Annotated in this window: 26 protein-coding genes and 2 pseudogenes; 13 read left to right on the top strand and 15 right to left on the bottom strand. The window is 71.4% G+C overall.

Annotated elements, in window-relative coordinates; genetic code table 11:
• The first annotated feature begins 21 nt into the window (after positions 1-21).
• Positions 22-633, top strand: a complete 612-nt coding sequence (locus tag AOK09_RS28725; RefSeq protein ID WP_055590158.1) for a TetR/AcrR family transcriptional regulator — start codon at positions 22-24, stop codon at positions 631-633.
• A gap of 211 nt (positions 634-844) precedes the next feature.
• Here the strand turns inward: AOK09_RS28725 and AOK09_RS28720 are convergent, their stop codons facing one another.
• The 6 genes from AOK09_RS28720 to AOK09_RS28695 form a co-directional block, all read right to left on the bottom strand.
• Positions 845-1,213, bottom strand: coding sequence for a hypothetical protein (locus AOK09_RS28720; RefSeq protein WP_055590157.1), 369 nt, complete (start codon positions 1,211-1,213; stop codon positions 845-847).
• 455 nt (positions 1,214-1,668) lie between these two features.
• Positions 1,669-2,406 carry a hypothetical protein gene (locus AOK09_RS28715; protein ID WP_055590156.1) on the bottom strand — a complete coding sequence of 246 codons (738 nt, stop codon included), beginning with the start codon at positions 2,404-2,406 and terminating at the stop codon, positions 1,669-1,671.
• A 247-nt stretch (positions 2,407-2,653) separates the two neighbouring features.
• Positions 2,654-3,085 carry a hypothetical protein gene (locus tag AOK09_RS28710; RefSeq protein ID WP_055590161.1) on the bottom strand — a complete coding sequence of 144 codons (432 nt, stop codon included), beginning with the start codon at positions 3,083-3,085 and terminating at the stop codon, positions 2,654-2,656.
• A 207-nt stretch (positions 3,086-3,292) separates the two neighbouring features.
• Positions 3,293-3,721: an ATP-binding protein gene (locus AOK09_RS28705; protein WP_245687519.1), complete on the bottom strand. Its 429-nt coding sequence runs from the start codon at positions 3,719-3,721 to the stop codon at positions 3,293-3,295.
• A gap of 660 nt (positions 3,722-4,381) precedes the next feature.
• A complete protein-coding gene (locus AOK09_RS28700; RefSeq protein WP_055590155.1) occupies positions 4,382-5,170 on the bottom strand; it encodes an anti-sigma factor family protein in 789 nt (262 codons plus the stop codon).
• 25 nt (positions 5,171-5,195) lie between these two features.
• Positions 5,196-5,798 carry a sigma-70 family RNA polymerase sigma factor gene (locus tag AOK09_RS28695; RefSeq protein WP_079063508.1) on the bottom strand — a complete coding sequence of 201 codons (603 nt, stop codon included), beginning with the start codon at positions 5,796-5,798 and terminating at the stop codon, positions 5,196-5,198.
• Between the two features lie 702 nt (positions 5,799-6,500).
• Here AOK09_RS28695 and AOK09_RS42625 point away from each other — a divergent pair.
• The 7 genes and pseudogenes from AOK09_RS42625 (at position 6,501) to AOK09_RS28675 (ending at position 10,062) form a co-directional block, all read left to right on the top strand.
• Entirely contained in the window at positions 6,501-7,049 is a 549-nt protein-coding gene (locus AOK09_RS42625; RefSeq protein WP_245687518.1) for a cupredoxin domain-containing protein, read from the top strand.
• The gene (locus AOK09_RS28685) at positions 7,046-8,053 is read left to right on the top strand and encodes a metallophosphoesterase family protein (RefSeq protein ID WP_055590154.1); all 1,008 of its coding nucleotides are present in this window, start codon (positions 7,046-7,048) and stop codon (positions 8,051-8,053) included. The genes AOK09_RS42625 and AOK09_RS28685 overlap by 4 nt, the downstream gene beginning before the upstream one ends.
• Positions 8,050-8,481 carry a hypothetical protein gene (locus AOK09_RS28680; protein WP_055590153.1) on the top strand — a complete coding sequence of 144 codons (432 nt, stop codon included), beginning with the start codon at positions 8,050-8,052 and terminating at the stop codon, positions 8,479-8,481. Before AOK09_RS28685 ends, AOK09_RS28680 begins: the two co-directional genes overlap by 4 nt.
• Before the next feature lie 245 nt (positions 8,482-8,726).
• A pseudogene (locus AOK09_RS42620) lies at positions 8,727-8,987 on the top strand (transposase); the annotation flags it as partial.
• An 11-nt stretch (positions 8,988-8,998) separates the two neighbouring features.
• Positions 8,999-9,157 carry a hypothetical protein gene (locus AOK09_RS42615; protein ID WP_245687521.1) on the top strand — a complete coding sequence of 53 codons (159 nt, stop codon included), beginning with the start codon at positions 8,999-9,001 and terminating at the stop codon, positions 9,155-9,157.
• 15 nt (positions 9,158-9,172) lie between these two features.
• On the top strand, positions 9,173-9,370 hold the full coding sequence (locus AOK09_RS43780; protein WP_079063509.1) for a lactococcin 972 family bacteriocin: 198 nt from the start codon (positions 9,173-9,175) through the stop codon (positions 9,368-9,370).
• Positions 9,371-9,474: 104 nt separating this feature from the next.
• On the top strand, positions 9,475-10,062 hold the full coding sequence (locus tag AOK09_RS28675) for a hypothetical protein (protein ID WP_157876069.1): 588 nt from the start codon (positions 9,475-9,477) through the stop codon (positions 10,060-10,062).
• Here AOK09_RS28675 and AOK09_RS43895 read toward each other — a convergent pair.
• Positions 10,052-10,780: pseudogene (locus tag AOK09_RS43895) on the bottom strand (winged helix-turn-helix domain-containing protein); the annotation flags it as partial. The gene AOK09_RS28675 and the pseudogene AOK09_RS43895 sit on opposite strands and share 11 nt — an antisense overlap.
• On the opposite strand from AOK09_RS43895, the gene AOK09_RS41440 reads away from it, so the two are divergent.
• Positions 10,689-10,904, top strand: coding sequence for a transposase (locus tag AOK09_RS41440; RefSeq protein WP_055590151.1), 216 nt, complete (start codon positions 10,689-10,691; stop codon positions 10,902-10,904). The pseudogene AOK09_RS43895 and the gene AOK09_RS41440 overlap by 92 nt on opposite strands.
• A 149-nt stretch (positions 10,905-11,053) precedes the next feature.
• On the opposite strand, the gene AOK09_RS28665 is transcribed toward AOK09_RS41440, so the two are convergent.
• Both AOK09_RS28665 and AOK09_RS28660 read right to left on the bottom strand, forming a co-directional pair.
• On the bottom strand, positions 11,054-11,464 hold the full coding sequence (locus AOK09_RS28665) for a hypothetical protein (protein ID WP_055590150.1): 411 nt from the start codon (positions 11,462-11,464) through the stop codon (positions 11,054-11,056).
• A gap of 296 nt (positions 11,465-11,760) precedes the next feature.
• On the bottom strand, positions 11,761-12,150 hold the full coding sequence (locus AOK09_RS28660) for a hypothetical protein (protein WP_055590149.1): 390 nt from the start codon (positions 12,148-12,150) through the stop codon (positions 11,761-11,763).
• 108 nt (positions 12,151-12,258) lie between these two features.
• Here AOK09_RS28660 and AOK09_RS40480 point away from each other — a divergent pair, with 108 nt between their 5' ends.
• Positions 12,259-12,405: a hypothetical protein gene (locus AOK09_RS40480; protein ID WP_157876068.1), complete on the top strand. Its 147-nt coding sequence runs from the start codon at positions 12,259-12,261 to the stop codon at positions 12,403-12,405.
• A 93-nt stretch (positions 12,406-12,498) separates the two neighbouring features.
• Here AOK09_RS40480 and AOK09_RS28655 read toward each other — a convergent pair whose 3' ends face one another.
• Positions 12,499-13,497, bottom strand: coding sequence for a DUF2690 domain-containing protein (locus tag AOK09_RS28655; RefSeq protein ID WP_107101478.1), 999 nt, complete (start codon positions 13,495-13,497; stop codon positions 12,499-12,501).
• Between the two features lie 230 nt (positions 13,498-13,727).
• Between AOK09_RS28655 and AOK09_RS28650 the strand changes: the two genes are divergently transcribed.
• Positions 13,728-14,468 carry a hypothetical protein gene (locus tag AOK09_RS28650; protein WP_157876067.1) on the top strand — a complete coding sequence of 247 codons (741 nt, stop codon included), beginning with the start codon at positions 13,728-13,730 and terminating at the stop codon, positions 14,466-14,468.
• 257 nt (positions 14,469-14,725) lie between these two features.
• On the opposite strand, the gene AOK09_RS28645 is transcribed toward AOK09_RS28650, so the two are convergent.
• From AOK09_RS28645 to AOK09_RS28635, 3 genes are all read right to left on the bottom strand, one after another.
• Positions 14,726-16,888 (bottom strand): S9 family peptidase, encoded by a 2,163-nt coding sequence (locus AOK09_RS28645; protein ID WP_055590146.1) that lies wholly within the window; start codon positions 16,886-16,888, stop codon positions 14,726-14,728.
• A gap of 116 nt (positions 16,889-17,004) precedes the next feature.
• Positions 17,005-17,961, bottom strand: coding sequence for an SDR family NAD(P)-dependent oxidoreductase (locus AOK09_RS28640; RefSeq protein WP_055590145.1), 957 nt, complete (start codon positions 17,959-17,961; stop codon positions 17,005-17,007).
• A 55-nt stretch (positions 17,962-18,016) separates the two neighbouring features.
• Complete coding sequence (locus tag AOK09_RS28635; protein ID WP_055590144.1) at positions 18,017-18,589, bottom strand: TetR/AcrR family transcriptional regulator; 573 nt, start codon at positions 18,587-18,589, stop codon at positions 18,017-18,019.
• Between the two features lie 380 nt (positions 18,590-18,969).
• Between AOK09_RS28635 and AOK09_RS40475 the strand changes: the two genes are divergently transcribed.
• Both AOK09_RS40475 and AOK09_RS28630 read left to right on the top strand, forming a co-directional pair.
• Entirely contained in the window at positions 18,970-19,188 is a 219-nt protein-coding gene (locus tag AOK09_RS40475; protein ID WP_157876066.1) for a hypothetical protein, read from the top strand.
• A gap of 68 nt (positions 19,189-19,256) precedes the next feature.
• Complete coding sequence (locus AOK09_RS28630) at positions 19,257-20,270, top strand: UbiA family prenyltransferase (RefSeq protein ID WP_157876065.1); 1,014 nt, start codon at positions 19,257-19,259, stop codon at positions 20,268-20,270.
• A gap of 228 nt (positions 20,271-20,498) precedes the next feature.
• Here the strand turns inward: AOK09_RS28630 and AOK09_RS28625 are convergent, their stop codons facing one another.
• Together AOK09_RS28625 and AOK09_RS28620 are read right to left on the bottom strand one after the other, a co-directional pair.
• Positions 20,499-21,191, bottom strand: coding sequence for a response regulator transcription factor (locus AOK09_RS28625; protein WP_055590142.1), 693 nt, complete (start codon positions 21,189-21,191; stop codon positions 20,499-20,501).
• The coding region (locus AOK09_RS28620; protein ID WP_322973218.1) for an ATP-binding protein at positions 21,188-21,482 on the bottom strand (295 nt) is incomplete at its 5' end. The genes AOK09_RS28625 and AOK09_RS28620, both read right to left, overlap by 4 nt.

Raw genomic sequence — 21,482 nt, 5'->3', positions numbered from 1 at the left:
CCCTCCAGGAGTCCGCCCCGCATGCCGAAGATCAACGCCTCCACCGTCGCCGAACACCGAGCCCAGCAACGCGAGGCACTGATCGACGCAGCGATCGACATCCTGGTGAACGCGGGCGCCGCCGCCGTCACACCGGCGGCGGTCGGCGCCCGCGCGGGCCTGGCCCGCTCCAGCGTGTACCAGTACTTCGACTCCTCGGCGGCCCTCCTGGCCACCATCACGGAGGAGGCCTTCCGGCGCTCCAACGAGGCGCTCACCCGCGCCATGGCCACCGCGAACGGCCCGGTGGAACGCATCGAGGCGTTCTTCAGGGAGAGCCTCCGGCTCGGTGCCGAAGGCGCACACCGGCCGGCCGCCGCCCTGATGAACGCCGGCCTCCCTCCGGCCTGCCAGGAACGGCTGATGGAACTCCACCTGGAACAGGTCGAACCGTTCCGCGCCGCCGTCCGGCAGCTCGGCACTCCCGAGCCCGCGCTCACGGCCGACCTGATCGCCGGAATGCTGCACACGGCCCTGGCCGCCGTCGAACACGGCACCCCCCTCGACACCGTCACCGAACGCACTCTCGCGCTCGTGCGCCGCTGCCTCACCCCGGCCGACAGCACGGCTCACGCACCGGAGGAAGGACACTGAAGCCGGCCGGGCCGGGCAGCTCCTCCAGGCCGGCCGCCTTCGGCGGGGCGATCTCCCCGGTGCCGACCACGAAAAGAACCGCTGCTCACCCGTCAGAAACCCGACCGGTACCCCGGACCCCGGACAGTCGGACGTGACGACTGCCGAAGGCTCAGCCCCCGCAGAAGCCCAGGGGGCGGTCGGCGCCGAGGTTTGAACCCGCATCAGGGGGTCAGCTGGGCCTGAACGAGCTGAGCCCGATTCCGGAGATGGACCCGCCCGGGCGGATGGCGGCATGGGTGAACGAGGAGCACGTCAGGTTGGCGTAGGCGTCGATCACCTTGTCGGTGTTGTTGGTCACCGCCTGGAACGTCGCACCCGCAAGGTGGGGAGCCACCTCCTGGACGGTGTAGCAGTGGCCATCCGTCGGATTGGTCACGTTCAGTTGCTCGGTGGCACCGTTCGCCGCGACGACCGTGAGGGACACGGTGCCGTTGGCGGCCCACGCCGAGGTGGGGACGGCCAGGGTGAGCAGCAGGGCGGCACCGGCGGCCAGGGGCGCCTTGGCCCAGGTGGAGAGGTGTGCGTGTGCGCGGTCCATCGGGTCCTCCATGACGTCGTCTCGTGGAGTCTCTCGGATCCGGTGGTACGGGCCGGCCGAACCCACCGGACGGCGGTCGGACCTACGTCGGCCAGTCTGCGCCGGGGCCCGTGCGCACGCCACCGGAGGGGTTCCGGTCCGGGCTGGGACCGGCAGCCCCGGACGCTCTGACTGCCGTGGCCGGGCCCGGGGCCGCTCCTGCCCTGCTCACGATCCCCCAAGAAGTCCGGCACCAGGGCCGCCCGCCTCAGACCAGGATCAACAGGCGGGCGGCCACCGGGTTTCACGGCGGCGCGGTACGGGAGACCCACGCCGTCGAGCGGGCCGTCAACAAGCGGAAGAAGTCACCGACCGGGGCCACCAGGAACGACAGGAGGCGGTTACGTCTCCCTCGGCACAGTCACCGCAGCCGCCCTGGTCATCCGGCTGGGCACATGACCGACCAGGCCCGGTGTTCAGCTCAGATGCCGGGTGAAGAACCGCGCCGCGGCCTCCCCGGCGAACTGCGGGACGCCGGTGTGACCGCCCATGTTGGCGTGGAGCGTCTTCTCCTTGGAGCCGAAGGCGTCGAACAGGTTCAGAGCCGACTGCCGGTCGTTCCCTTCGTCGTCCCACTGCAGCAGGACGTGCAGGGGAATGGTGACCTCCCGGGCCTCCTCGAAGATGGCGCGAGGCACGAAACTGCCGGCGAACAGAACGGCGACCGAGATGCGCGGCTCGACCACCGCCAGCCGGGTCCCGATGGAGATCACTCCCCCCGAGTACCCGACCGGGCCGCCGATCTCGGGCAGTGAAAGGAGGGCGTCCAGGAGGGCCTGCCATTCCGGGACCGCCTTGTCGACCAGCGGGAGGACGAGCCGGTCCACGATGTCGTCGCTGACCGACTCGCCGGCCTGCAGTGCCCGGCGCAGGTCGGCGCGGGCCTGCTCGGCGGCGGCGTCACGGGGCCGGTCGCCGCTTCCGGGAAGCTCGATGGTGGCGGCGGCGAAACCGTCCGACGCCGCATGCCGGGCCCGTGCCGCCAGTCGCGGGTACATCCTGGGCAGTCCGCCGGGGTGGCCGAGCAGGATCAGCGGTGCCGGTGCGGATGCGGACGCGGATCCGGGCGTCCACAGGATGCCGGGGATCTCGCCGAAGGTGAATTCGCGTTCGAGGACGCCGTCGTCAAGGCGCTGCTCGGAGGTGAAATGCATGGTCGTGCCTTTCGGGAGTGCTCGTGACGGCGCTCCCGGACGACCTACCGCCCGACCGTGACCCCGGAGGGGAGCACCCATGTCGATACTGCGTTCACGGGTACCACCTCCTCGTTCTCTCGCACGGCCTCGGGAAACCTAGCAGGAGTCGGCGCGGACCGCCAACGAGTTGTCGAGGGTGCTCAGTGGCAGTGGCCGGAATCCGCGAAGTCGTTCGTCCGAGGGCTACCGGCGGGCGGGGGCCGGTTCAGGTTCCGGGGCGCCCGGCCGCCGTCCAGGCCGCGTACTCCTGGCGGACGTAGCGGCGACGGTCGGAGGCGAGGGCGAACGCGTCCGGGGGGTGCGGGCCGGCGACCAGACCGGGATGGCGACGGTCGTGCAGGACGAGTTGCTCGGCGGTCTCTGCGGCGGCTGCGACTGGGCAGGGACCGGGGTTGTCGAGGGCCATCCGGTCCATGAGGGCGGCCCGCCGCAGCAGCCAGGCGCGTTCGGCTGCCGTCGCATCGACCGGGGGTCCGGTGACGGCCCCGGTGACGGGCCCGGCTGCCTGACGGCCGTCGCGTTGGGCGCCGATGGCGAGCACCTGGTGCATCTCGCAGCGCAGGTCAGGTGCGTCCGCGTATGCCTCGTGCGGGGGCGGGGCGCCGATCGCTTCATCGCTGTTCGCGGTGACGTGCATGTTCACACCTCCGTCGGTGTGCAGAGGCTGGCGCTGCAGCGTCGACACACGGTCGTGTCCTGGTGGGGGTACGGCTGGTGGGTCGCGAAGGCCCGCGTGGCGGGGCCGTCGGGTGGCTCGGCGCCGGTGCCGCTCCGGTGACCCGTCGCCGTGCCGCGGTCCCGGCCCCGGCGAAGGGCAGCGGTTCGGACGGCATCTCCGGCCCGCTCACGGCGAGCACCTCAGGCAGGCGCGGACTTCGCGGCCGCTGCGTGTCTGGTGGACCTCGGTCGACTGGGCGAGGTACTGGACGATGCCGGTGCCGCGGCCGTGTTCGTCGGGGGCGGTGGCGGTGGCGGGGTGATGCCGCTCCACCGCCGCGCCGGAGTCGGTGACCACGATGTGCAGAGTGCCGTCGTCGAGGACCAGCAGCAGGGTCATGCGGTCACGGCCGTGCTGGGCGGCGTTGGCGGCGAGTTCGTCGACGATGAGAACGGCGGAGTCCCGCTCACTTGCGGGCACGCTCCAGGTCTCCAGCAGATCGTCCGCGAAGTGACGAGCGGCGCGGACGTGCGCCTCCTGTGCGGGCAGGGTGACCAGCGCCTCATGACGGCCGGGCCGGCCGAGCAGGGAATTCGGGGTGGGGGAATCGGTCACAAACATGGCGTTCTGGCTTTTCTGTGGAAGTGCGGAGAGCGGAACGGGGAGACCAACGGCAACCTCGGGGCTGCTGGTCGGGCCCGGTACTGAAGGGGGCGCGCTCATTCAGTTCCACGGGCGACGCCTGCCGAACGGTTCGATTTGCCAGGCCCTTTTCCCGACTTTTCGCGACTCACAACAATGCGGTCGGCCGGGTCGGCCTCACTCGCCCCGTGCCGGGGCCGGACCGGGCGCCGACAGTCGGCGCCCGCGGCCTTACGGACGGTCCTGCGGGCAGGTTGCGGCACCGGACCGGACGAGCGTCCTCGCCCGCACCTCGGCTTGGTGGCGTCCCTCGGGATGCAGACGTCCTGGACCGTCGTCTCCGGGCTGTCACGGGCTGGGGGAGGGGTGGGCGACCCCGCGGTCGGGCCGGTCGGTCGGCGAGGCGCGCACCTCTGCCTGAGCGCGGCCCTGGGATCACCTCGACCGGGTACGCCCGGCCGCGCACTCACCCCTCAAGTCGGCCTGGGCGCGACTGGTTGGCGGGAGCGGGTACGGCAGGTGTCCGCCGTCCTGACCCGGCAGCCCGCGGCGACGGCCTGCTGTGTCGGGGCCGGGGCCGGGGCCAGAGGCGCGATCACCGTCCGCCCGGCGGCACGACGGTCCGGCCCCGCCTCACGCGCGGATGGTGACCAGCCTCTGGCCGTTGTCCGCGAGGATCTCGAAATGGTCGATGACCCCGGGAGACATGGCAACCGCCCCGGGGATCGTGGTTCCGGACGCGTACTCGCCTGCCCGCCAGGTGGCGCCCTCGGCCCTGGCTCCGCCGGGTCCGACCGCCTCCAGCCGGCAGGTGATTCCAGCGGGTGCCCCCTTGGCGGAGATCTGCAGCACACTGCCCCAGGCGGAAGGGGAGACCTTCACCGAGGCGGAGACGCCGGTGGTGGGGTCGCTTCCGGAGAAGGCGCGCCAGGCGGTCGGTGCGGTCTGCCCCGGCGGCGTCGCCTGACTGCTCACGGATCCGACAGCCGCCAGCCAGGTACCTCCGGCCGCCGCCGCGATGAACGCCAGCGAGGCGGCCGCGCCGGCCAGTTGCAGACGCCAGGTCCTGCGGCGCCGGGCCGCGGCCTGCTGGAGCAGCCCGTCCAGCACACCCCCTGCCGGCGCCTCCGACGCCGCGGGCACGGCGGCCTGTTGGGGCGGCGAGTCCTGGGCGCTTTCGGCCGCCCGTCTCACCAGCAGTCCGGCCAGGTCCCGGTCGGCCGCCGGAACCGTCCGGCCCGAGGCTTCGGCTTCGGTCACCGTCGCCAGCAGCGCGGGCAGTCCCGCCAGCCGAGCGTGCTCGGCCCGGCATTCGGCGCATTCCGCGAGGTGGATACGTACCTGCTCCATCTCAGCCGAGGGCAGCGTGCCCAGGACGTATCCCCCCAGTGCCAGCCGGAGGACGTCGTGCTCCGCGCTCATGGTGGCCACCTCCTGCCTGCCCCGGTCATGGCTCGATGCCCCGTTCCTGCAGGGCCAGCCGCAGGGCGTGCAGGGCGTAGTACGTCCGCGACTTGACGGTGCCCAGCGGGATGCCCAGCACCTGTGCGGCCTCCGCCATGGTCCGGCCGCGGTAGTAGGTCTCCAGGAGGACGGCGCGGTGGTCCGGGGACAGCGACCGGACGGCGTCGGCGACGGACCAGCTCTGCAGCGCCTGCTCGATCTGGTCCTCGCCCGGTGTCTGCTCGGCGGCCCGCTGAAGGGCCTCGCCGCCGGCCTCGGCCGGCCTGGCCTGCCGGGCCCGGTGGGCGTCGATGACCAGTCGCCTGGCGACCGTGAACAGCCATGCCCTGGCCGGGCCGCGTGCGGGGTCGAACGCGTCGGGATGCTGCCAGGCCCGCAGCAGTGTCTCCTGCACCACATCCTCCGCCCATTGCCAGTCTCCCGAGGTCAGTCGCAGCACGTAGTGGAACAGGGCTCCTGCGTGCTCCGCGTACAGGGTGCGCAGCAGTTCCTCGTCTGCGGTCGAAAGCGCCCCTCTACCTGAGACACGGTGCGCGGAGCGATTGGGATCGGTCCGCGGGCCACGTTTTCGGGGACTCCAGGGCATAGGCCGATCATCGCGCAGATGTACCACTTTGTCCCGTAACGCACCGCAAAGAGCAGTGACGCTCTGCGGGCATCTCGGGTGATATGCCCCTGCGGGCCCGGCGGCGCCAGGAGGGCCGGGTGTGCGCGGCGCCCGGAAGGCCGGCTGAGCTGCGGCAAGGCCAAAAAGCCCGACAAAAAGTTCCTGTCCGCCGAACCGCGGTGCGCCTCCGTCCGTGGAGCCGGTCAAGAGCCCAACCAGGCGCAACTCCTCATCACATTCCCCCGCCGCACAGGATGGATCAAAGGTGACCGAGATACGTCACGCCACCGCGCTGCCGGGATCCACCGAGCCGACCCCGCCCCGTACGTCCGGGGGCTGCGCCGTCGCGCAGGCTCGGCTCGCACCCGGCGCACACCACGGAGGCGGCCCGGCTCAGCGCGCATACGACCTGCATGTGCGCAGCCGACCCACCCCGGGTCACTCACGGCCCCCCGCACGGGACCTGCCCCGTACCGCCCGGACCTTCGCGGCCCGCAGGAGCGGCGGTGCAGCGCCGGGCACGGCGAGGCGACCCCCGGCCCGGGACGGCACCCGTGCTCGCTCACCGGGTCCGTGCGGGACGCGCACCCATGAAGACGGCAACCACCACACCCATCACCGCAGTCACGTGCGCCGAGCCGGCGCAGACCCCGTCACCGCCCGACCAGTGAGGAACACACCATGGACCTGAACTTCCGGACCCGAGGCCGGCGAGCACGCGCCGCAGCCGGGCTGGCCGTCGCCGCAGTCGCCACCGTGGGCGCGGTGGGGCTCCTCAGCGCATGCGGCCAGTCGTCGCACACCTCGGCCGGCGCGGCCGGGGACATCACGCCCGGCCCGGGCCGGCACCAGATGGCAGGGATGCCCGGCGCCGCGGGGGCGGGGCAGGGTTCCGCTCCCAGTACCCCGTCGATGCCCGGTATGAGCATGCCGATGAGTCCCCCGAGCACGGCCGCGCCGGTCGTCCCGGCGAACGGCCACACGGTGGCGATCAGGAACTTCGCCTTCTCCCCGGCCACCCTGAAGGTCAAGGCGGGGACGAAGGTGACCTGGACCAACGAGGACACCGACGCCCACACCGTCACCAGCTCCGGAGCGGGCGGCCCGCTGCACTCGGCGGCCCTGGCCACCCACGGCTCCTACAGCTACACGTTCACCAAGCCCGGCACCTACGCCTATCTCTGCACCATCCATCCGTTCATGACCGCCACCGTGGAGGTGACCCGATGACCGACCACTACGACAGCCACGACGGAGCGCCGGCCGAGGACGCCGGCCGTCCCGACACCGAACACGGCATGACCAGACGCCAACTCCTCCGACACGCCGGATGGTTCGGCGGCGCCGTGGTGCTCACCGTGGCCGGCGGAGAGGTGGTGAGCCACATCGCGGGCTCCCGGGACGCCCACGCCGCAACCGCGACCGGAGCCGGGGCCGCCGCAGCAGGAAACGGCGAGCTGCGGTTCGTGCAGGTCTCCGACAGCCACATCGGGTTCCAGGGCCCGGCGAACACGGATGTGGTCGGCTCCTTCGCCGAAGCGATCAAGCAGGTCAACGCGCTCGGCTTCCGGCCCGACTTCGTCATGCACAGCGGCGATCTGACGCACCTGTCCACAGCCGGACAGTTCGACCAGGTCAAGCAGATGATGACCGGTCTGCGGACCGACCGCGTCTTCACCGTCCCGGGCGAGCACGACTCCGTCGGCGACGCCGGCCGCACCTATCGGCGGACCTTCGGCATGGGCACGCTCGGCGACGGCTGGTACAGCTTCGACACCCACGGCGTGCACTTCATCGCCCTGGTCAACACCCTGAGCCTGGAGAAGCTCGGACACCTCGGCAACGACCAGATCGACTTCGTCAGCAAGGACCTCGCCGGACTGCCGTCGGACACCCCCATCGTGGTCTTCAGCCACATACCGCTCTTCGCCATGTACCCGCAGTGGGGCTGGAGCACCGACGACGCCCTCAAGGTCATCTCCCTGCTGCGCCGCTTCTCCTCGGTCACCTGCCTCAACGGGCACGTCCACCAGCTGTTCACCAAGACGGAGGGCAACATCACCTTCCACTCCGCCACCACCACCGCCTACCCCCTGCCCAAGCCGGGCCGCGCCCCCGCCCCCACGCCGCAGGTCGTCCCCGCGCGGCAGCTCAAGGAGGCGCTCGGCATCCGCAGCGTCGGCTACCGCCAGGGCGACCGCGAACTGGCCGTCAAGGATCAGAGGCTCGTATGAACACCCGCAGACTCCTTGCCCCCGCCCTGCGGTCGGCGGCCGCCGCGACCCTCGCCGTCAGCGGATACATCCACGCCCAGCTCTACATCGACGGGTACCGCTTCATCCACGTCATCGGCCCCCTGTTCCTGCTGCAGGCCGCATCCTCCTTCGCCCTCGCCGTCCTGCTGCTGATCGGGACGCCACCCCTGCTGGTGAGGATCGCCGCGGCAGGCGCCGCCCTCGGTGCTCTCGGCGGGTTCGTCGCTTCGCGGACCGTGGGAGTCTTCGGATTCACCGAGCACGGTCTGCAGCCCGCGCCGCAGGCCGTCCTCAGCCTCCTCGCCGAGGCCGGCACCCTGCTGCTGCTCACTCTCTGGCAGCTGTCCCTGACCAGAGAGACCCGGGCAGCCCGACCGGCCGTCAGGCAGGGCCTGCCCGTCCGGTAGTCGACCAAGACACCGCTGCGGCGGCTTGCTCCGCTCGCCCGACCGGTCGACCCGCGCCCGCCCGGTACGCCCGACCACCGCGCCTGTGCAGCCGGACCGGACGTCACCCCACGTCCGGCCGCCGGACCCGCCGGCGCGGTGTAGGGATGCGCTCGGAGTACCAGGGCGCGTATCGAGTCGTGAGCAATCTTTCGGTCAGCCTGCGCTTTGAGGCTTGATCCGGTAGACCGTCTTGCGTGGCATGAGTGCAACTGTCGGACGAAGAGTGGGAGTTCATTGAGCCGTACCTGCCGATCGGCGAGTACGGTCCGTACCCCGAGCGTCTGCGGCAGCAGTTCGAGGGCGTGATCTGGCGGCTCAGGACCGGTGGGCAGTCGCGGGAGATGCCGCAGGAGTTCGGCGTGTGGTCGACCGTCTCCAACCGCTTCCGGCAGTGGCGTGACGTCGGCGTGTTCGAGGCCCTGCGGCGCCGGCCAGTGCCGTCGCCAACCAGGCCCGGGCGAACGGCGTCGAGGTCGTGGTGCCGCTGGCAGCGCGATGGGCGACGCGGCCCGCGTTTCTCGGCCACCTCAAGGCGTGGGGCATGGTCACGCTGGAGATCAGCTCGAATTCGAGCACAATCACCGCGAACACCGTCATCCCAAGCACCGTGGTGAACCCGGGCGGCGGCACCTGAAGCTACGGAACGGTCATCGACAGCAGCGGCCTGAAGGGCTGCTACTCCGACTACATCCACAACACGAAGTACCACTCGGCAACGGCGGTCATCGCCAACGGCGCTGACAAGCAGTACAACACTACGGGATACTGGGCCGACGCCTACGCGGTCGCCGGCTGGGCCTACACCTGCAACGCCTACTGGTCGACCTACTGGGCACAGCCTATGTGACTCGAATCCCGGCCGCTCGCCACCGTCTGCGAGCGGCCGGGATTCGCATGTTCGTCGGTCCGCTGAAAAGGAATTCCTGCGTGTTCTCTCTCCGATCCGGCGCCATGGCACCCGCAGCAGTGATGGCGGCCGGCGCGCTGCTCGGCATCGTCGCCCCCCTGCTCTCCGCCGCCCCCGGTCTGCCGGCGCACGTGGCGAGTCTGGTTCTGTCGGCCGGGTGGGCATGGGCCGCGCTCGCGTTCGCCGTCGGCCTCACGCAGACATCGCGGGTGGCCTCGGCGGTGCTGGCCTGCGCGTCCCTGGTCGTGGCCGTGATCGCCTACTACGTAACGAAAGCGGCCTCCGGGGACTTCCGAACGCTCGACCCACGCAATCCTGTCCTCGGAGCGGTGCACACCGACTGGGGGACTGTGGTATCCAAGTCGCTCGTCTGGTGCGTCATCGCGGTGGTGCTCGGCTCCCTGCTTGGCCTTGCCGGGAATCTCGCCCAAGGCGGCGGCCTGCCCGGGCTCCTCCTGCGCCTTGTGGTGCCGGTGATCGCGGTCGTGGACACGTCGCAGCGGCTGCGCTTCGATGCGCCACTGCAGGGGGGTGTGTCGGCAACGACGTGGGCTGTGGTGCGGTGTGCCGCAGTGGTGACTGCACTCGTCCTTATCGGACACGCGATCTTCGCTCGTCGGGGGCGGTCATGATGAGGTCGCGGAAGTCGCGCCAGCCGAACCCCTTCGGCTCGTCCTTGCGGCCCCGGTACTCGTGGATCGCGTAGATCAGCCGGGATCGTTTGCCGGGCTTGTAGCAGGGCATGGCCGGCATGGACACTCGTCTGGAACCACGGCCGCGCACCCGCACGATTGGTGTCCGGCCGACCCGGCCCCAGGTCCTGGCACGCGGCGGAGTCATCGACTGCCCGGCCTCGTCCTCGAAGACGAGGTAGGCGCCGGACTCCGCCGCGGTGCTCTTACCCGCGGCCAGGTCTCCTTCTTGCGGACTTCAACCGCGTCGTCGTCGCGCTCGACGGCCCGCCGGGCGGGTTGCTGCCACGAGCAGCCGTGCCGCCGCAGGAACTGCCAGGTGCCCTCGACGGTGTAGGAGACCTGGGACGGCCGGCCGATCAACGTCTTGATCTGCGCCAGCGTCCACCGCTGGTCCGCCCACCCGTGGGCCAGTGGACCGCGCTCCAACTGCACTGCCAGTCGCGCGACCTGGGCTTCGCTGAGCTTCGAGCGGCCTGGCGATCGACAGCACACCGGCCTCGCCCTGCTCGCGCCAGGCGCGGCGCCACCCTTCCACCGACCGCAGGCTCACCCGTAACGCGACGGTGATCTCCGCGCTCTTCTTCCGCAAGCGCAAGCGCAAGCGCAAGCGCAAGCGGTGGCGTGAGTTCCTCGGTCTGCTCAAGGCCCTGCGCAGCCGCTGGCCAGGCGAGAAGCTCTACGTCGTGCTGGACAACTTCTCCCCGCACAAGCACCCGAACGTCCGGGCCTGGGCGGCGGCGAACGAGGTCGAGCTGGTCTTCCTGCCCACCTATGGCTGAACTGGATCGAGTCCGAGTTCGCGGCCCTGCGTGACTTTGCCCTCAACGGCACCGACCACCGCAGCCACGACGAGTAGAACACTGCTATCGGCGCCTACATCCGCTGGCGCAACGCCCGCACCGAGCCGAAGACGAACTTCGCGCCCGATTCACGCATCCGCACCTGGACCCAGTACCCGGCGAAGGCGGCTTGAGAAGTCCTTCACCGGGTCCTCAGGAACTCTCGGCCACCTCTCGATGGCCGCGACGATCTGCGCCAGTTGGGCCTGGAAGTCCGCCATCTCGACCTCGCCTCGCCCAAACGCCTGCCACAGGCCTACGAGCAGGTCCTCCCACTCGCCGAACTCGATCAGCTTGTCCGCCAGCGTGAATCCGTCCAGCGACGGCTTACCGACCTCAAGCACCCAGCGATGTGCGGCCGCGCTCGCGGTGACACTGCGGCCGGCCAGCTCGACCACGGCGAACGGTGTCTGGTCATCCGCCGCGACCGCGAGGAACACACCCAGCAATACGGAGTTGTTCACCGCCAACCCCCGCCCGGATGCGTCCGACTCGCTCACTCGCCGTCCTGCCCTCCTGGGCCCCGATCCGGAGCAGCCTACCGAGTTGCCCGACAAGGATCCGGGACGAACCACTAGGTTCTCCTCCGTGGCACACTCCGAGAACTCCGAAGTGACGACGACCTGCGATGAGCCTGGCGGGGACGCGAGCCAGCCGTGGCTGGTACTCGCCCGGGGCTACGAGCAGGCCCGAGCTATCTTCAGCGAATCCAAGACTCACGACACTAGATGATCAATTCCAAGGGGAGCCTGCGGAGGGGGTGGGCTGGGCGGCGGCCGAAGCGACCGCGAGACGGTCAGGCGTCAGGGTCGACTTCGGGGTGGGTGAACCGCACGGGCTTGCCCAGCGACCGGGCGTAGGCGATTTCGGCTCGGGTGCTGTCTCCGATGTAGTCGCCGACTACGAGCACGTCATCAGCGAGCCGGATCTTCGCCCGGTGCAGATCGTCGAGTCGAACCTTCAGCGCCTCGGCCGCGACAGGATCGGACCAAAGTTCGTGTGGCGACTTCATGTCACAGCCTGGTTTGACGACAATCTTTCCGGCGTTGGTCTCCCGCAGATCGGCCTCGTTCATCTCGGTCATGAAGCGGGTGGAGCCGCAGATCACGACGATACGCGGGAGGCTCAACAGCTTCTTCGCGTCGGCAAGCTTCTCCTCGGGGGTGAGCAGTTGCGGGTATGACACTGGTTCCTCCTGGTGGTGTGGTCCAAGGCGTGCCTGCGGAGATGAAAACGAGGGTATCCAAGATCGTTTTGTGACAAACGACATCCTTCGAGGTCCGGCCAGACGGCCGTGACCTTGCACGTCTGGCGGCGGCCGGACGCGGACCGCTGGATCGGACTTGCCATCGGTCAGGGGGACAAGGAGCTGCCGTTCGAACTGTTCGCCGCGGTGGGCGTCGGCGAGGCCCTTCGCCCACCGGCGCCCGGCGAGTACTGAGGTAGCCGCCGGGACACCGCGGGCCGTCTGCGGGCCGCGGGGGGACTGCGGCTGCGATGCGACAGCTGCTGCCGGGACGCGCCGGACCCCGGATCACGGCCCTGCCGTGGGCGAGGCCGAGCGGCGGTCGACCGAGAGGACGGGCAGGCAGGGGGTCTGCCCTTCGGCGGCCATGTTCTCGTTGGTCACCTCGAAGCGCGCGCCGGCGACGACGCAGCCGAGCCCGGTCAGCAGGAGGCCGGAGTACGCCTCGTCGACGTGTCCCATCCTCCAGGTCTCCTGGGTGGTGTCGGCCGGGCGGCGGGCCCACACCGTGGTGGAGCCGGCGGTGCTGTCCTGGAGGTCCGTGTCGATCACGGGGTCGGGGTCGAAGCGGGCCCAGGCCCCGGCGCAGTGCGCCGAGTAGCGCAGGGTCACCTTGCCCACCCGCGTTCCCCCGGGGAGACGGCGGCCGCGAAGGACGAGCGGGCCCCGGAGCCGCACAGCGGCGACGGCGAGGCGTTCGGCGTCGCCTCCGCACCCGGCCAACTGTGGGTCGGTGCCGTCGGTCGGCGGCGATACCGCACGGGTGGGCGTGTCGGTGTGGTGGAGGAGCCCGGCCGTCCACGACAGACCCACGCCCGCGAGGACTCCCGCGAGTGCCAGCGCGCTGACGGACCTCCACCGGGGGCGCCCCCGCCGTGGGACGTACACGTCGAAGGTTGAGCCCGTGCCGCTTCGCCACTCATGGGGTTCGGCGAAGCGAGCCGGAAGCCGGCTGCTCAGCACGTCCACCAGCCCGGGGCGGCGTTCGGCCACCGCCTTGCCCGGCGCATGAGCGATCTGCTCGGCCTCCGCCTTGGCCCGTGCCCACCTCTGCTCCCAGTAGCCCCAGTCCCCGCCGCACGCCCGCACGAACTCCCTGGTCACCTTCTCCGAGGGCAGCTGCCGCCCGGCGGCGGCCGCCGCCAGGGCGCTCTTGGCCACCGAACAGCGGCGAGCCATCTTCCAGAACGGCAGGTCACCGGCGAGCGCCCGCAGGGCCCGTAACTCGCAGGCAAACCGCTCCACCGGACCGCTGTCCGGTGACAACGGGCGCATCCCCCTACCCATCCCCCGACTCCTTCATGTGCTGGACAACTTGCGTCGTCCGATTGTCCACAGGACTACCCGCTGGACAATCGCGGTCCTACACCTGGTTCGTGCCGCCCGGGGAGAGCCGGCCGGAACCCGCGGCCGGGTCGGCCCCACCGGCGTCCGAGCACCTCCGCGAGAAGCGCCTCTCCGCGCCACTCCCCGAGGCGACAGTCCACCCTCGCCCGTTCCGAAGACCTGGAGGTACCGTGCCCAACTTCCGTTCAGCAGTGCCGTTCCGCCGTCGGGTGCCGCGCCGTGTCCCGGCGCCGGCGGTCGTGGGGGCCGGGAGAGGGGGAGGTTCCGCCCTGCGGCGCGCCCTTGCCACGGCCCTGGTCCCGCTGCTCCTCGGCATCGCCGTCGCGGAGGCGCCGGACGCTGCCGCCGCCACCGTCGGCCAGCAGGCCGCACCGCCCGCCGGGGTGGGGTACATGGTGGCCGGCCCCGGCTGCACCAACAGCGACATCGCGTCCGCGGGGTCAAGCGGAACGTGGACCCGCGTTTCGGGCGGCGACTACAGCGGCAACGTGGAGTACGGCACCCCGTACACGTCGTACGGCACCTGCAGCAACACCACCGCCTACGCCCTCACGACCGGCAGCGAGACCGCACAGTACCGCTGGCACTTCTACAACGCCCCCAGTGGCTACTACAACAGCGTGTCGGTGTGCTACGTCTACGCCTACACGCCCACCGTCGACGCGGGGGACCACAACGCCCGCTACGACTTCTGGGCGGACGACGACCACGGCCACGTCACCTGGGTGGCCTGGCCCGGCCGGACGTTCAACCAGGAGAACATGAGCGGCTGGTACTACATCGGGGCGGCCAACGTCCCCGCGGGCAACCCCACGTTCACCGTCTCCCTGTCCAATGCGGACTCGGCCTACCCGGGCTGGGACGCCGGAGCGGGCGCGATGGCCGTCTGGTGCACCTGGCCGCCCTCCTGACGGTCCGCGGTGCGGGGTGACCCGGGTTGCCGTGGTGAGGCCCGCCGGTGTGGTGCCGGCGGGCCTTCCCTCCGTGGTGCGCCGTGCCGCCGGGGGGACGTGACTCGATCAACCCCCGTAGCCACCGCCGACGGGGTGATACCGGCGAACAGGGCCGCACGGAACCGGCGGCGCTCCCCGGGGGTCGGACGAGATGTCCGGCGTCCCACGTCGATGGCAGCGGAGCCGCGTCGGTCACGCATCCCGCCGCGCCGGGCTCACCCCACGCGCTCGTCCCGGCCGGGCACCCCGTCGGTCCGCCCGGCCAGGTGCCGCTGCAGGAACTCCAGTTGGTGCCCCAGCAGCCGGGCGAAGGTGTCGTCGGTCGGTGAGGCATGGGTCATCCCGCTCAGCGGCAGCACCTCGTGCGGCCTCCCGGCGGCGAGCAGGGCGGAGGACAGCTGCAGCGTGCTGGCCACGAAGACGTTGTCGTCCGCCAGCCCGTGCATCAGCAGCAGCGGACGGCTGAGCTCAGGGGCGTCGGCGAGCAGCGAGGACGTCTCGTAGTGCTCCGGATACCGGTCGGGCTGACCGAGGAAGCGTTCCTTCCAGCAGGCGTCGTAGAGCCGCTGGTCGGTGAGGGGGGCGCCGGCCACGGCGGCGTGGAAGACGTCGGGACGGCGCAGCACCGCGGCGGCGGCCAGCATCCCGCTGAACGACCAGCCGCGGATGCCGACCCGGTCGAGGTCCAGTTCCGGGTGGCGCTCGGCGGTCGCGTGCAGCGCGGCGACCTGGTCGTCCAGGACAGGGCCGATCAGGTCGCCGAAGATCTCCTTCTCCCAGCGCGGCCCGCGTCCGGGCGTGCCGGCGCCGTCCGTCACCAGCACCGCGAAGCCCTGTTCGGCGAACCACTGCGAGACGAAGGTGTGGCTGCTCTGTTCGGCCAGCACCTTCTGCATCGCGGGGCCGGCGTAAGGGTCGACCAGCACGGGCAGCGGGGCGTCCCCGGGCCCGTGCCAGGACGGGAGGAAGAGATGCGTACGCAGCCGGCGCGGCCCCACGGCGGCGCGCTCGACGCGCAGTTCCAGCAGCGGCCGCTGGGCGTGCGAGGTGATCTCGACGGGAGTGGGGCCGCCCGGCTCCGGCCGGCCGTCCTCGGCCGCCCGGTGCACGGTGGTGCGCGAGCCCGGCCGGTCGAGCGTGCGGGTGGTGCGGACCAGGGTGTCGCCGCGGAGGACGCCGGAGTGCACGCCCGGCTGCTCGGTCAACTGGCGTACGCCCTCGCCCGGCCGGTAGCTCCACAGGTGCCGCTCGGTGGGTTCCGTGGCGGCCACGAAGAGCACCGTCTCGCCGTCCACCGCCAGCACCTCGTGCACCTGGAGGCCCTCCGGCGTGACCGGCGTGCCGCCGACGCTCAGATGCCGGGTCTCGTCCCGGTCCAGATAGTCGACCAGCAGGCCGGTGGCTGTGCGTGCGGGCACCCCGGGGACCAGCAGTTCCACCCAGCGCTCGTCGGTCCGCTCGCTCAGCAGGCCGGTCGCACCGTCCGCCGGGTCCACGGCCAGCACCCGGAGCGTGCGCTGGTCGCGGCTGAGCACAGCGGCGAACGGACCGTGCGCGTCCCAGCCGGCGGTGGCCACGTACTCGAAGCCGGCCCGGTCCCAGCGGACTTCGGTGCGGTTGCCGGCCAGGTCCGCGATCCACAGGGTGACCTCGGCGTTGGCGGTGCCGACCTGCGGGTAGCGCATGGTGCGTGGCGGTTTGGCGGGGTCGGCCGGATCGCTGAGGTACCAGAGCAGGACCTTCCGGTTGTCCACCCGGGTGGTCAGCAGCCGGTCCCCGCCTGGTGCCCACCAGTACGCCCGATGACGGCCCATCGACTCGCTCGCCACATGTTCCGGCAGACCGAAGAAGACATCGGGGCCGTCCTCCGGGTCGGGCGCGGCCACCGCCCGGTCCTCGCTGCCGTCGGTGCCGATGACCCGAAGCGCGCCGCCGGAGACGTAGGCGATGTGCCGGCCGTCCGGGGAGGGGCGCGGGTCCACCACCGGCTGCCGGGCGGGCAGCTGCCGGACGGCGCCGGAGGCGGTGTCCACCACCCACAGCTGCCCCGACAGCGCGAAGGCGGCCGCCTGGGTGGCGGTGTCGGTGGCGTAGTCGGTGATCCCGGAGGCCTGCTGCCGGGCGCGCTCGCGCCGGATGCGCTCCTCCTCCGGCACCTCGTCGGCCGCACCGCCGAGCAGTTCGGCGGGGTCGGCCAGCAACCGCTCCGCGCCCGTCGCCGGGTCGAGCGCCCACAGGCACCCGACCGGGTCGTCCCCGGCCCGGCTCCGCAGGAACAGGACGCGGGAGCCGTCGGGTGCCACGGTGAAACGGGTGGGTGCGCCGAGGGTGAAGCGGCGGGTGCGGGTGAGCTGCCGGGGGAGGTGTGGAGTCGACATGCCTGAGACTGTGCCATCCGTGCGGTACGGCGGCACGGGATATCCAGCGTGCACCGGCCTGGCTGTCCCTTGAGGCGGCCGGCCCTCACCACGTCGGCTGAAGCACCACGGCGAACCTACGCGGTCGCGGACCAGTTGGTGTCGCCGGGGACCTGGGCGAGCAGGGCGCGGGTCTCTGCGACGACTCGGTCGCTGAACGCGGGGTCACGCACCTGGGCGGAGCCGAGCATGGGCCTGCCGTTCTCGTCGTAGTACACCCCTGACGGATGTGACCGGTTCGTCAGCACCCCGGTGAGCAGCCGGGCGGCGCGCTTGGGGGTGCTCCAGTACCTGACGAGGGGTGCCAGCGGCGCGAGCACGTGCTTCGCCAGGAAGCGCAGGGCGGGGTTCGCGTCGCGGCCGAGGCCGGTGCCGGGGTTGAAGCCGGGTTCGACCGCGATGAAACAGAGCCTCGGGGTCTCGCGTGCGAAGGAGAGGACGGTGGCGAGGTTGCCCTGCTTGGAGGTGGCGTAGGCATCGAAGCCGGGTTTGGTGGATCCGCCGGCCTGCCACTCGCCGCGTGCGCCGGCCTCGGCGGAGATGTACCGCGCACCGCGGAAGCCTGCGGCCACCGCGGGCTTGCGCTCCGGGTCCTCGACGCCCGAGCAGGTGAAGACGACGTTGGCACGGTCGGGCAGGTGGGGAATGAGTGCCTCCGTCAGGGCGAACGGCCCGAGGTGGTTGGTTGTGTAGGCGAGGTCCCAGCCCTGGGCGGTCCGGGCGGCGTGGTTCGGCATGATGCCTGCGTTGTTGAGCAGGCCGGCGAGGGGAAGACCGAGTGCCGCGATCCGCTCGGCGGCACGGCGCACGCTGGGGATGTGGGAGAAGTCACAGACGACCGGTACCGCGTGGCCTCCGACCTGCGCGTTGATCTCGGCCGCCACCTCTTCGAGCTTGTCCGGGTCTCGGCCCACCAGCACGACGGTGCCGTGCTCGGCGAGTTCCAGCGCGGTGCGACGGCCGATTCCGGATGTCGGTCCGGTGATGATCCATGCTGGGGTGGCGGATGCGCCGCTGTGCTGGGGAGTTGACATGTCGATTCCTTCGCGGTGACGGCCTGCTGGGCCGGGGGCCGGGGGCGGTCGGGTGTCAGACGCCGGCGACGACCCGCCAGACGGCGTCGAAGGCAACGCGGATGAGGGCTTCGGCGTCGGCGGGTTCGCGGATCACCGCGTCGATCGTGGTCTCGGCGATGGCGTTGGTGAGCGTCAGGACGAAGCCGAGCGGCGCGTCCTGCATCGGGCCACCTGCCCGGCTTCGCTCAAGCAGATCCGCGATGGCGCTGGATGCGGAGTACACCGCCTGGTGGCTGGCGGCGGTGATGTCGTCCGACACCTGGAGCTGTGCGAGCGCGCGCCGCTTCTCCGGGACGGCTGTCGCCCAGTGCAGCCACTGCGTCCACAACTGGAGCAACTGTTCACGAGGTTCGCCCCCGGCGGGGAGTCCGGCAAGGGACGCCGTCGCCATCTCGGTCTTCAGGGCGACGTAGAGCTCGTTCAGCAGCGCCGCTTTCGTGTCGAAGTAGACGAACAGCGAACCGTTGGAGACACCGGCCTCCTTCGCGATCATCGCTGTGGACGCCCCGAGCCCCTGGGAGGCGATGGCGCGGGTCGCCGCCGACAGGATGGCGCTGCGCCGATCCGCATTCCGTGGTCGGGCCATGACCTGACGCTATAAGAGAGTGACTAGTCAGTCAAGCGAAGGGGTGGGCCGGTGGAGAGCGGATCCGGTCAGGTGTCCACTCGTCCTCTTCGAGCGCATCGCCATCCCCGACTCAGACCTCACCACGGAGCTGACCGACGCCGTGGCAGCCAAGCGGGGCTTCGGAGGCTGACGGGCACACAGCAAGGGCTGCGCCTGGCGGATGCGGCCCGCCAGGCGAGCACCCACGCCAGCTCAGCATCCCGGGGATTCGCCGGGCGACCGTCCATGCTCTTCCGGTGGGCGATCTGAGTACGCGTACTCATGCGCGGCCCGGCACGCGGCGCCATGCTGCCTGCTGAACACCCTGTCCGAAGCACTGGCGAGAGCCGGGAGGCGTCATGTCCGACCCCCTGCGGCCGCCGCGGAGCTCCGACTCCGCGCCGTTGCGAGGTTACTCCGGCGATCCGGGAAACTCTGCGCGGGTCCGGTCGGCGCCGTCCGGGTGGGCGGTGTTCGGGATCGTGCTGGCGGTGGTCTTCGCGCTGGCCGGGCTGGCGCTCGTCGGGGTTCTGGTGTTGGTGTTCGTGGGACTCAACAATTACGGGTCGAACAAGTGAGGCCCCCCATCGGCAAGATGGCTCACGGCGGCCTGCCGCGTCAGGTGACGACCCGTCTGCGTCTGCTCGTGGCACTGAACAGGCCACCGGTCTTCATCCTGCTCGCCGTCTACGTCGCGCTCGGACTGGCCGGAGCCGGACACGCCGACGACCGCCTGCTGCTGGCCCGCGCGCTGCTGCCCGTCGCCGCGTTCCTGACGTTCTCCGCGGCGGTCAACGACCTCGCCGACGAGCGGATCGACCGGGTGAACCTGCCCGGCGATCCGAGTCGGCCGCTCGTCAGCACAGGCGCCCTGCGCGGCGAGATGACGATCGTCGCGCTGGTCTGCGCAGCCGTCGCCGTGGCAGGCGGCTTCCTGCTGGGTCCCGGACCCGGCCTGGTCGTCACGGCGGGGCTCTGCATCAGCGCCGGATACTCCCTGCAACCGATCCGGCTCTCCGACCGGGGCGCTGTGGCAGCGCTGATCCTGCCCGCCTGCTACGTCGCAGTCCCCTACCTGCTGGGACGGCTGGCCGTGGCACCTCCTCCGCACGGCCAGGGGCTTCTGCTCCCCTTCGGCCTCTACATCGGCTTCGTCGGACGGATCCTGCTCAAGGACTTCAGGGACGTGCGCGGCGACGCGCTGTTCGGCAAGCGCACCTTCCTGGTCCGCCACGGCCGGGTCTGGACCTGCCGGTTCAGCGCCGCCTGCTGGACCGCGGGCTGCGCTCTCCTGGTCGCCGGCGCGCCCTCGCCGACGCCCGGCCTGCTGGCGGTGTCCGCCGGGCAGCTCGCGACGGTCCTGTGGCTGCTCCACCGCCTCGCCAGGGAGACACACCCCCGCCGTGAGGCGCTGCTGATCACCGGTACGGCGATCCTCGGGCGTGGGATGCTGCTGGCGCTGCTGGCGCACGAGTCGATGCAGCCACTGCACTGGGCGCCCTGGGCACAGAGCGCGACGCTCGGCGCACTGCTGGTGCTGACGCTGGGGCAGGTACGGACGATGCTTCGCCACGGCCCGAGGGCGCGGCTGTCGCTGCCGGTGCCAGTACCCGAGCCGGCGCCGGAAGGCGACGCACGGCGCGCCGGTGCCCGCGCCTGACCCTCGGAGCCGCTGCCGGAGACGGGAGGCGTCGACTCCGAGTGGACCGGGCTGCGGTGGTAGCTGCTGTCCCACCGGTGGCCCGTTCACCGGCCATGTGCTTACCAGAGCCCGGGGGTTTCCTTGCGGCGGCCCGGAGCAGGTGGAGCGCACCTTTGATCAGGGGCAGGGGGTACCGCTGCCGCGTCGACCCGGTCCGACGCCTGCTCGGGCCGACGCGTCCGGACCTCAGTCGCCGCCCCCGGCCAGCCCCGCCCGGAACGCGAGAACCACCGCCTGCACGCGGTCGCGCAGATCCAGCTTGGTCAGGATCCGGGACACATAGGTTTTCACCGTCTCGGGGCTGATGACCATCTCGGTGGCGATCTCGGCGTTCGACAGGCCCTCGCTCATGAGGAGAAGGACCTCGTGTTCGCGGGTGCTGAGCGCCTGCAGACGCCGGCGCTCGGGGGACGCGGTGTCGGAGGAGGGGCGTAGCCGTTCGGCGTAGCGGCCGATCAGTGTGCGGGTGACGGCGGGGGCCAGCAGCGACTCGCCGCGGGCGACGGTCCGTACCGCGTTGACCAGTTCGGGCGGCGGGGCGTCCTTCAGGATGAAGCCGCTGGCGCCGGCGCGCAGGGATTCGTACACGTACTGGTCGACGTTGAAGGTCGTGACGATCAGGATCTTCGCCGGGCTGGGGGAGTCGGGGCCCGCCAGGTGGCGGGTGGCCTCGATCCCGTCGAGCACGGGCATGCGGATGTCCATGACGATGACGTCCGGCTCCAGCTCCTGTGCGCTGCGGATCGCCGCCCGGCCGTCGGTGGCCTCCCCGACGACCTCCATGTCGGGCTGGGCGGAGAAGATGGTGACGAAGCCGGCGCGTACGAGGGCCTGGTCCTCGCAGACCAGCACCCGGATCGCGGGAGACAGGGCACTCATACGGCGTCTCCGGTGGGGATGCGCGCATGCACCCGGAACCCGCCCTCGGGCCGCGGCCCTGCCGCGAACCCGCCGCCGAGCATCTCCACGCGCTCCCGCAGCCCGGTCAGGCCCCGGCCTCCGGAGACATGCGGGCCGCCGTCGCGCAGGGCGGCCGCGGAGACGGGTGCGCCGTCGGTGGTGACCTCGACCTCCGTCCAGTCAGGGGTGTGGGCGAGCCGTACCAGCGTCCGCCGCCCTGCGGCGTACTTCACGGCGTTCGTCAGGGATTCCTGCACGACGCGGTACGCC

Origin of the sequence: Peterkaempfera griseoplana, assembly GCF_001418575.1 — a bacterium.
GTDB lineage: Bacteria > Actinomycetota > Actinomycetes > Streptomycetales > Streptomycetaceae > Peterkaempfera > Peterkaempfera griseoplana.
The sequence above is the reverse complement of the archived record's forward strand: the minus strand, read 5'-3'. Positions and strand labels throughout refer to the sequence as shown.

Bases quoted from the DNA above. Each gene is read 5' to 3' on its own strand.
- AOK09_RS28725 (WP_055590158.1), top strand. From the start codon at position 22: ATGCCGAAGATCAACGCCTCCACCGTCGCCGAACACCGAGCCCAGCAA.
- AOK09_RS28720 (WP_055590157.1), bottom strand. From the start codon at position 1,213: ATGGACCGCGCACACGCACACCTCTCCACCTGGGCCAAGGCGCCCCTG.
- AOK09_RS28715 (WP_055590156.1), bottom strand. From the start codon at position 2,406: ATGCATTTCACCTCCGAGCAGCGCCTTGACGACGGCGTCCTCGAACGC.
- AOK09_RS28710 (WP_055590161.1), bottom strand. From the start codon at position 3,085: ATGCACGTCACCGCGAACAGCGATGAAGCGATCGGCGCCCCGCCCCCG.
- AOK09_RS28700 (WP_055590155.1), bottom strand. From the start codon at position 5,170: ATGAGCGCGGAGCACGACGTCCTCCGGCTGGCACTGGGGGGATACGTC.
- AOK09_RS28695 (WP_079063508.1), bottom strand. From the start codon at position 5,798: ATGCCCTGGAGTCCCCGAAAACGTGGCCCGCGGACCGATCCCAATCGC.
- AOK09_RS42625 (WP_245687518.1), top strand. From the start codon at position 6,501: ATGGACCTGAACTTCCGGACCCGAGGCCGGCGAGCACGCGCCGCAGCC.
- AOK09_RS28685 (WP_055590154.1), top strand. From the start codon at position 7,046: ATGACCGACCACTACGACAGCCACGACGGAGCGCCGGCCGAGGACGCC.
- AOK09_RS28680 (WP_055590153.1), top strand. From the start codon at position 8,050: ATGAACACCCGCAGACTCCTTGCCCCCGCCCTGCGGTCGGCGGCCGCC.
- AOK09_RS28675 (WP_157876069.1), top strand. From the start codon at position 9,475: ATGGCACCCGCAGCAGTGATGGCGGCCGGCGCGCTGCTCGGCATCGTC.
- AOK09_RS28655 (WP_107101478.1), bottom strand. From the start codon at position 13,497: ATGGGTAGGGGGATGCGCCCGTTGTCACCGGACAGCGGTCCGGTGGAG.
- AOK09_RS28645 (WP_055590146.1), bottom strand. From the start codon at position 16,888: ATGTCGACTCCACACCTCCCCCGGCAGCTCACCCGCACCCGCCGCTTC.
- AOK09_RS28640 (WP_055590145.1), bottom strand. From the start codon at position 17,961: ATGTCAACTCCCCAGCACAGCGGCGCATCCGCCACCCCAGCATGGATC.
- AOK09_RS28635 (WP_055590144.1), bottom strand. From the start codon at position 18,589: ATGGCCCGACCACGGAATGCGGATCGGCGCAGCGCCATCCTGTCGGCG.
- AOK09_RS40475 (WP_157876066.1), top strand. From the start codon at position 18,970: ATGTCCGACCCCCTGCGGCCGCCGCGGAGCTCCGACTCCGCGCCGTTG.
- AOK09_RS28625 (WP_055590142.1), bottom strand. From the start codon at position 21,191: ATGAGTGCCCTGTCTCCCGCGATCCGGGTGCTGGTCTGCGAGGACCAG.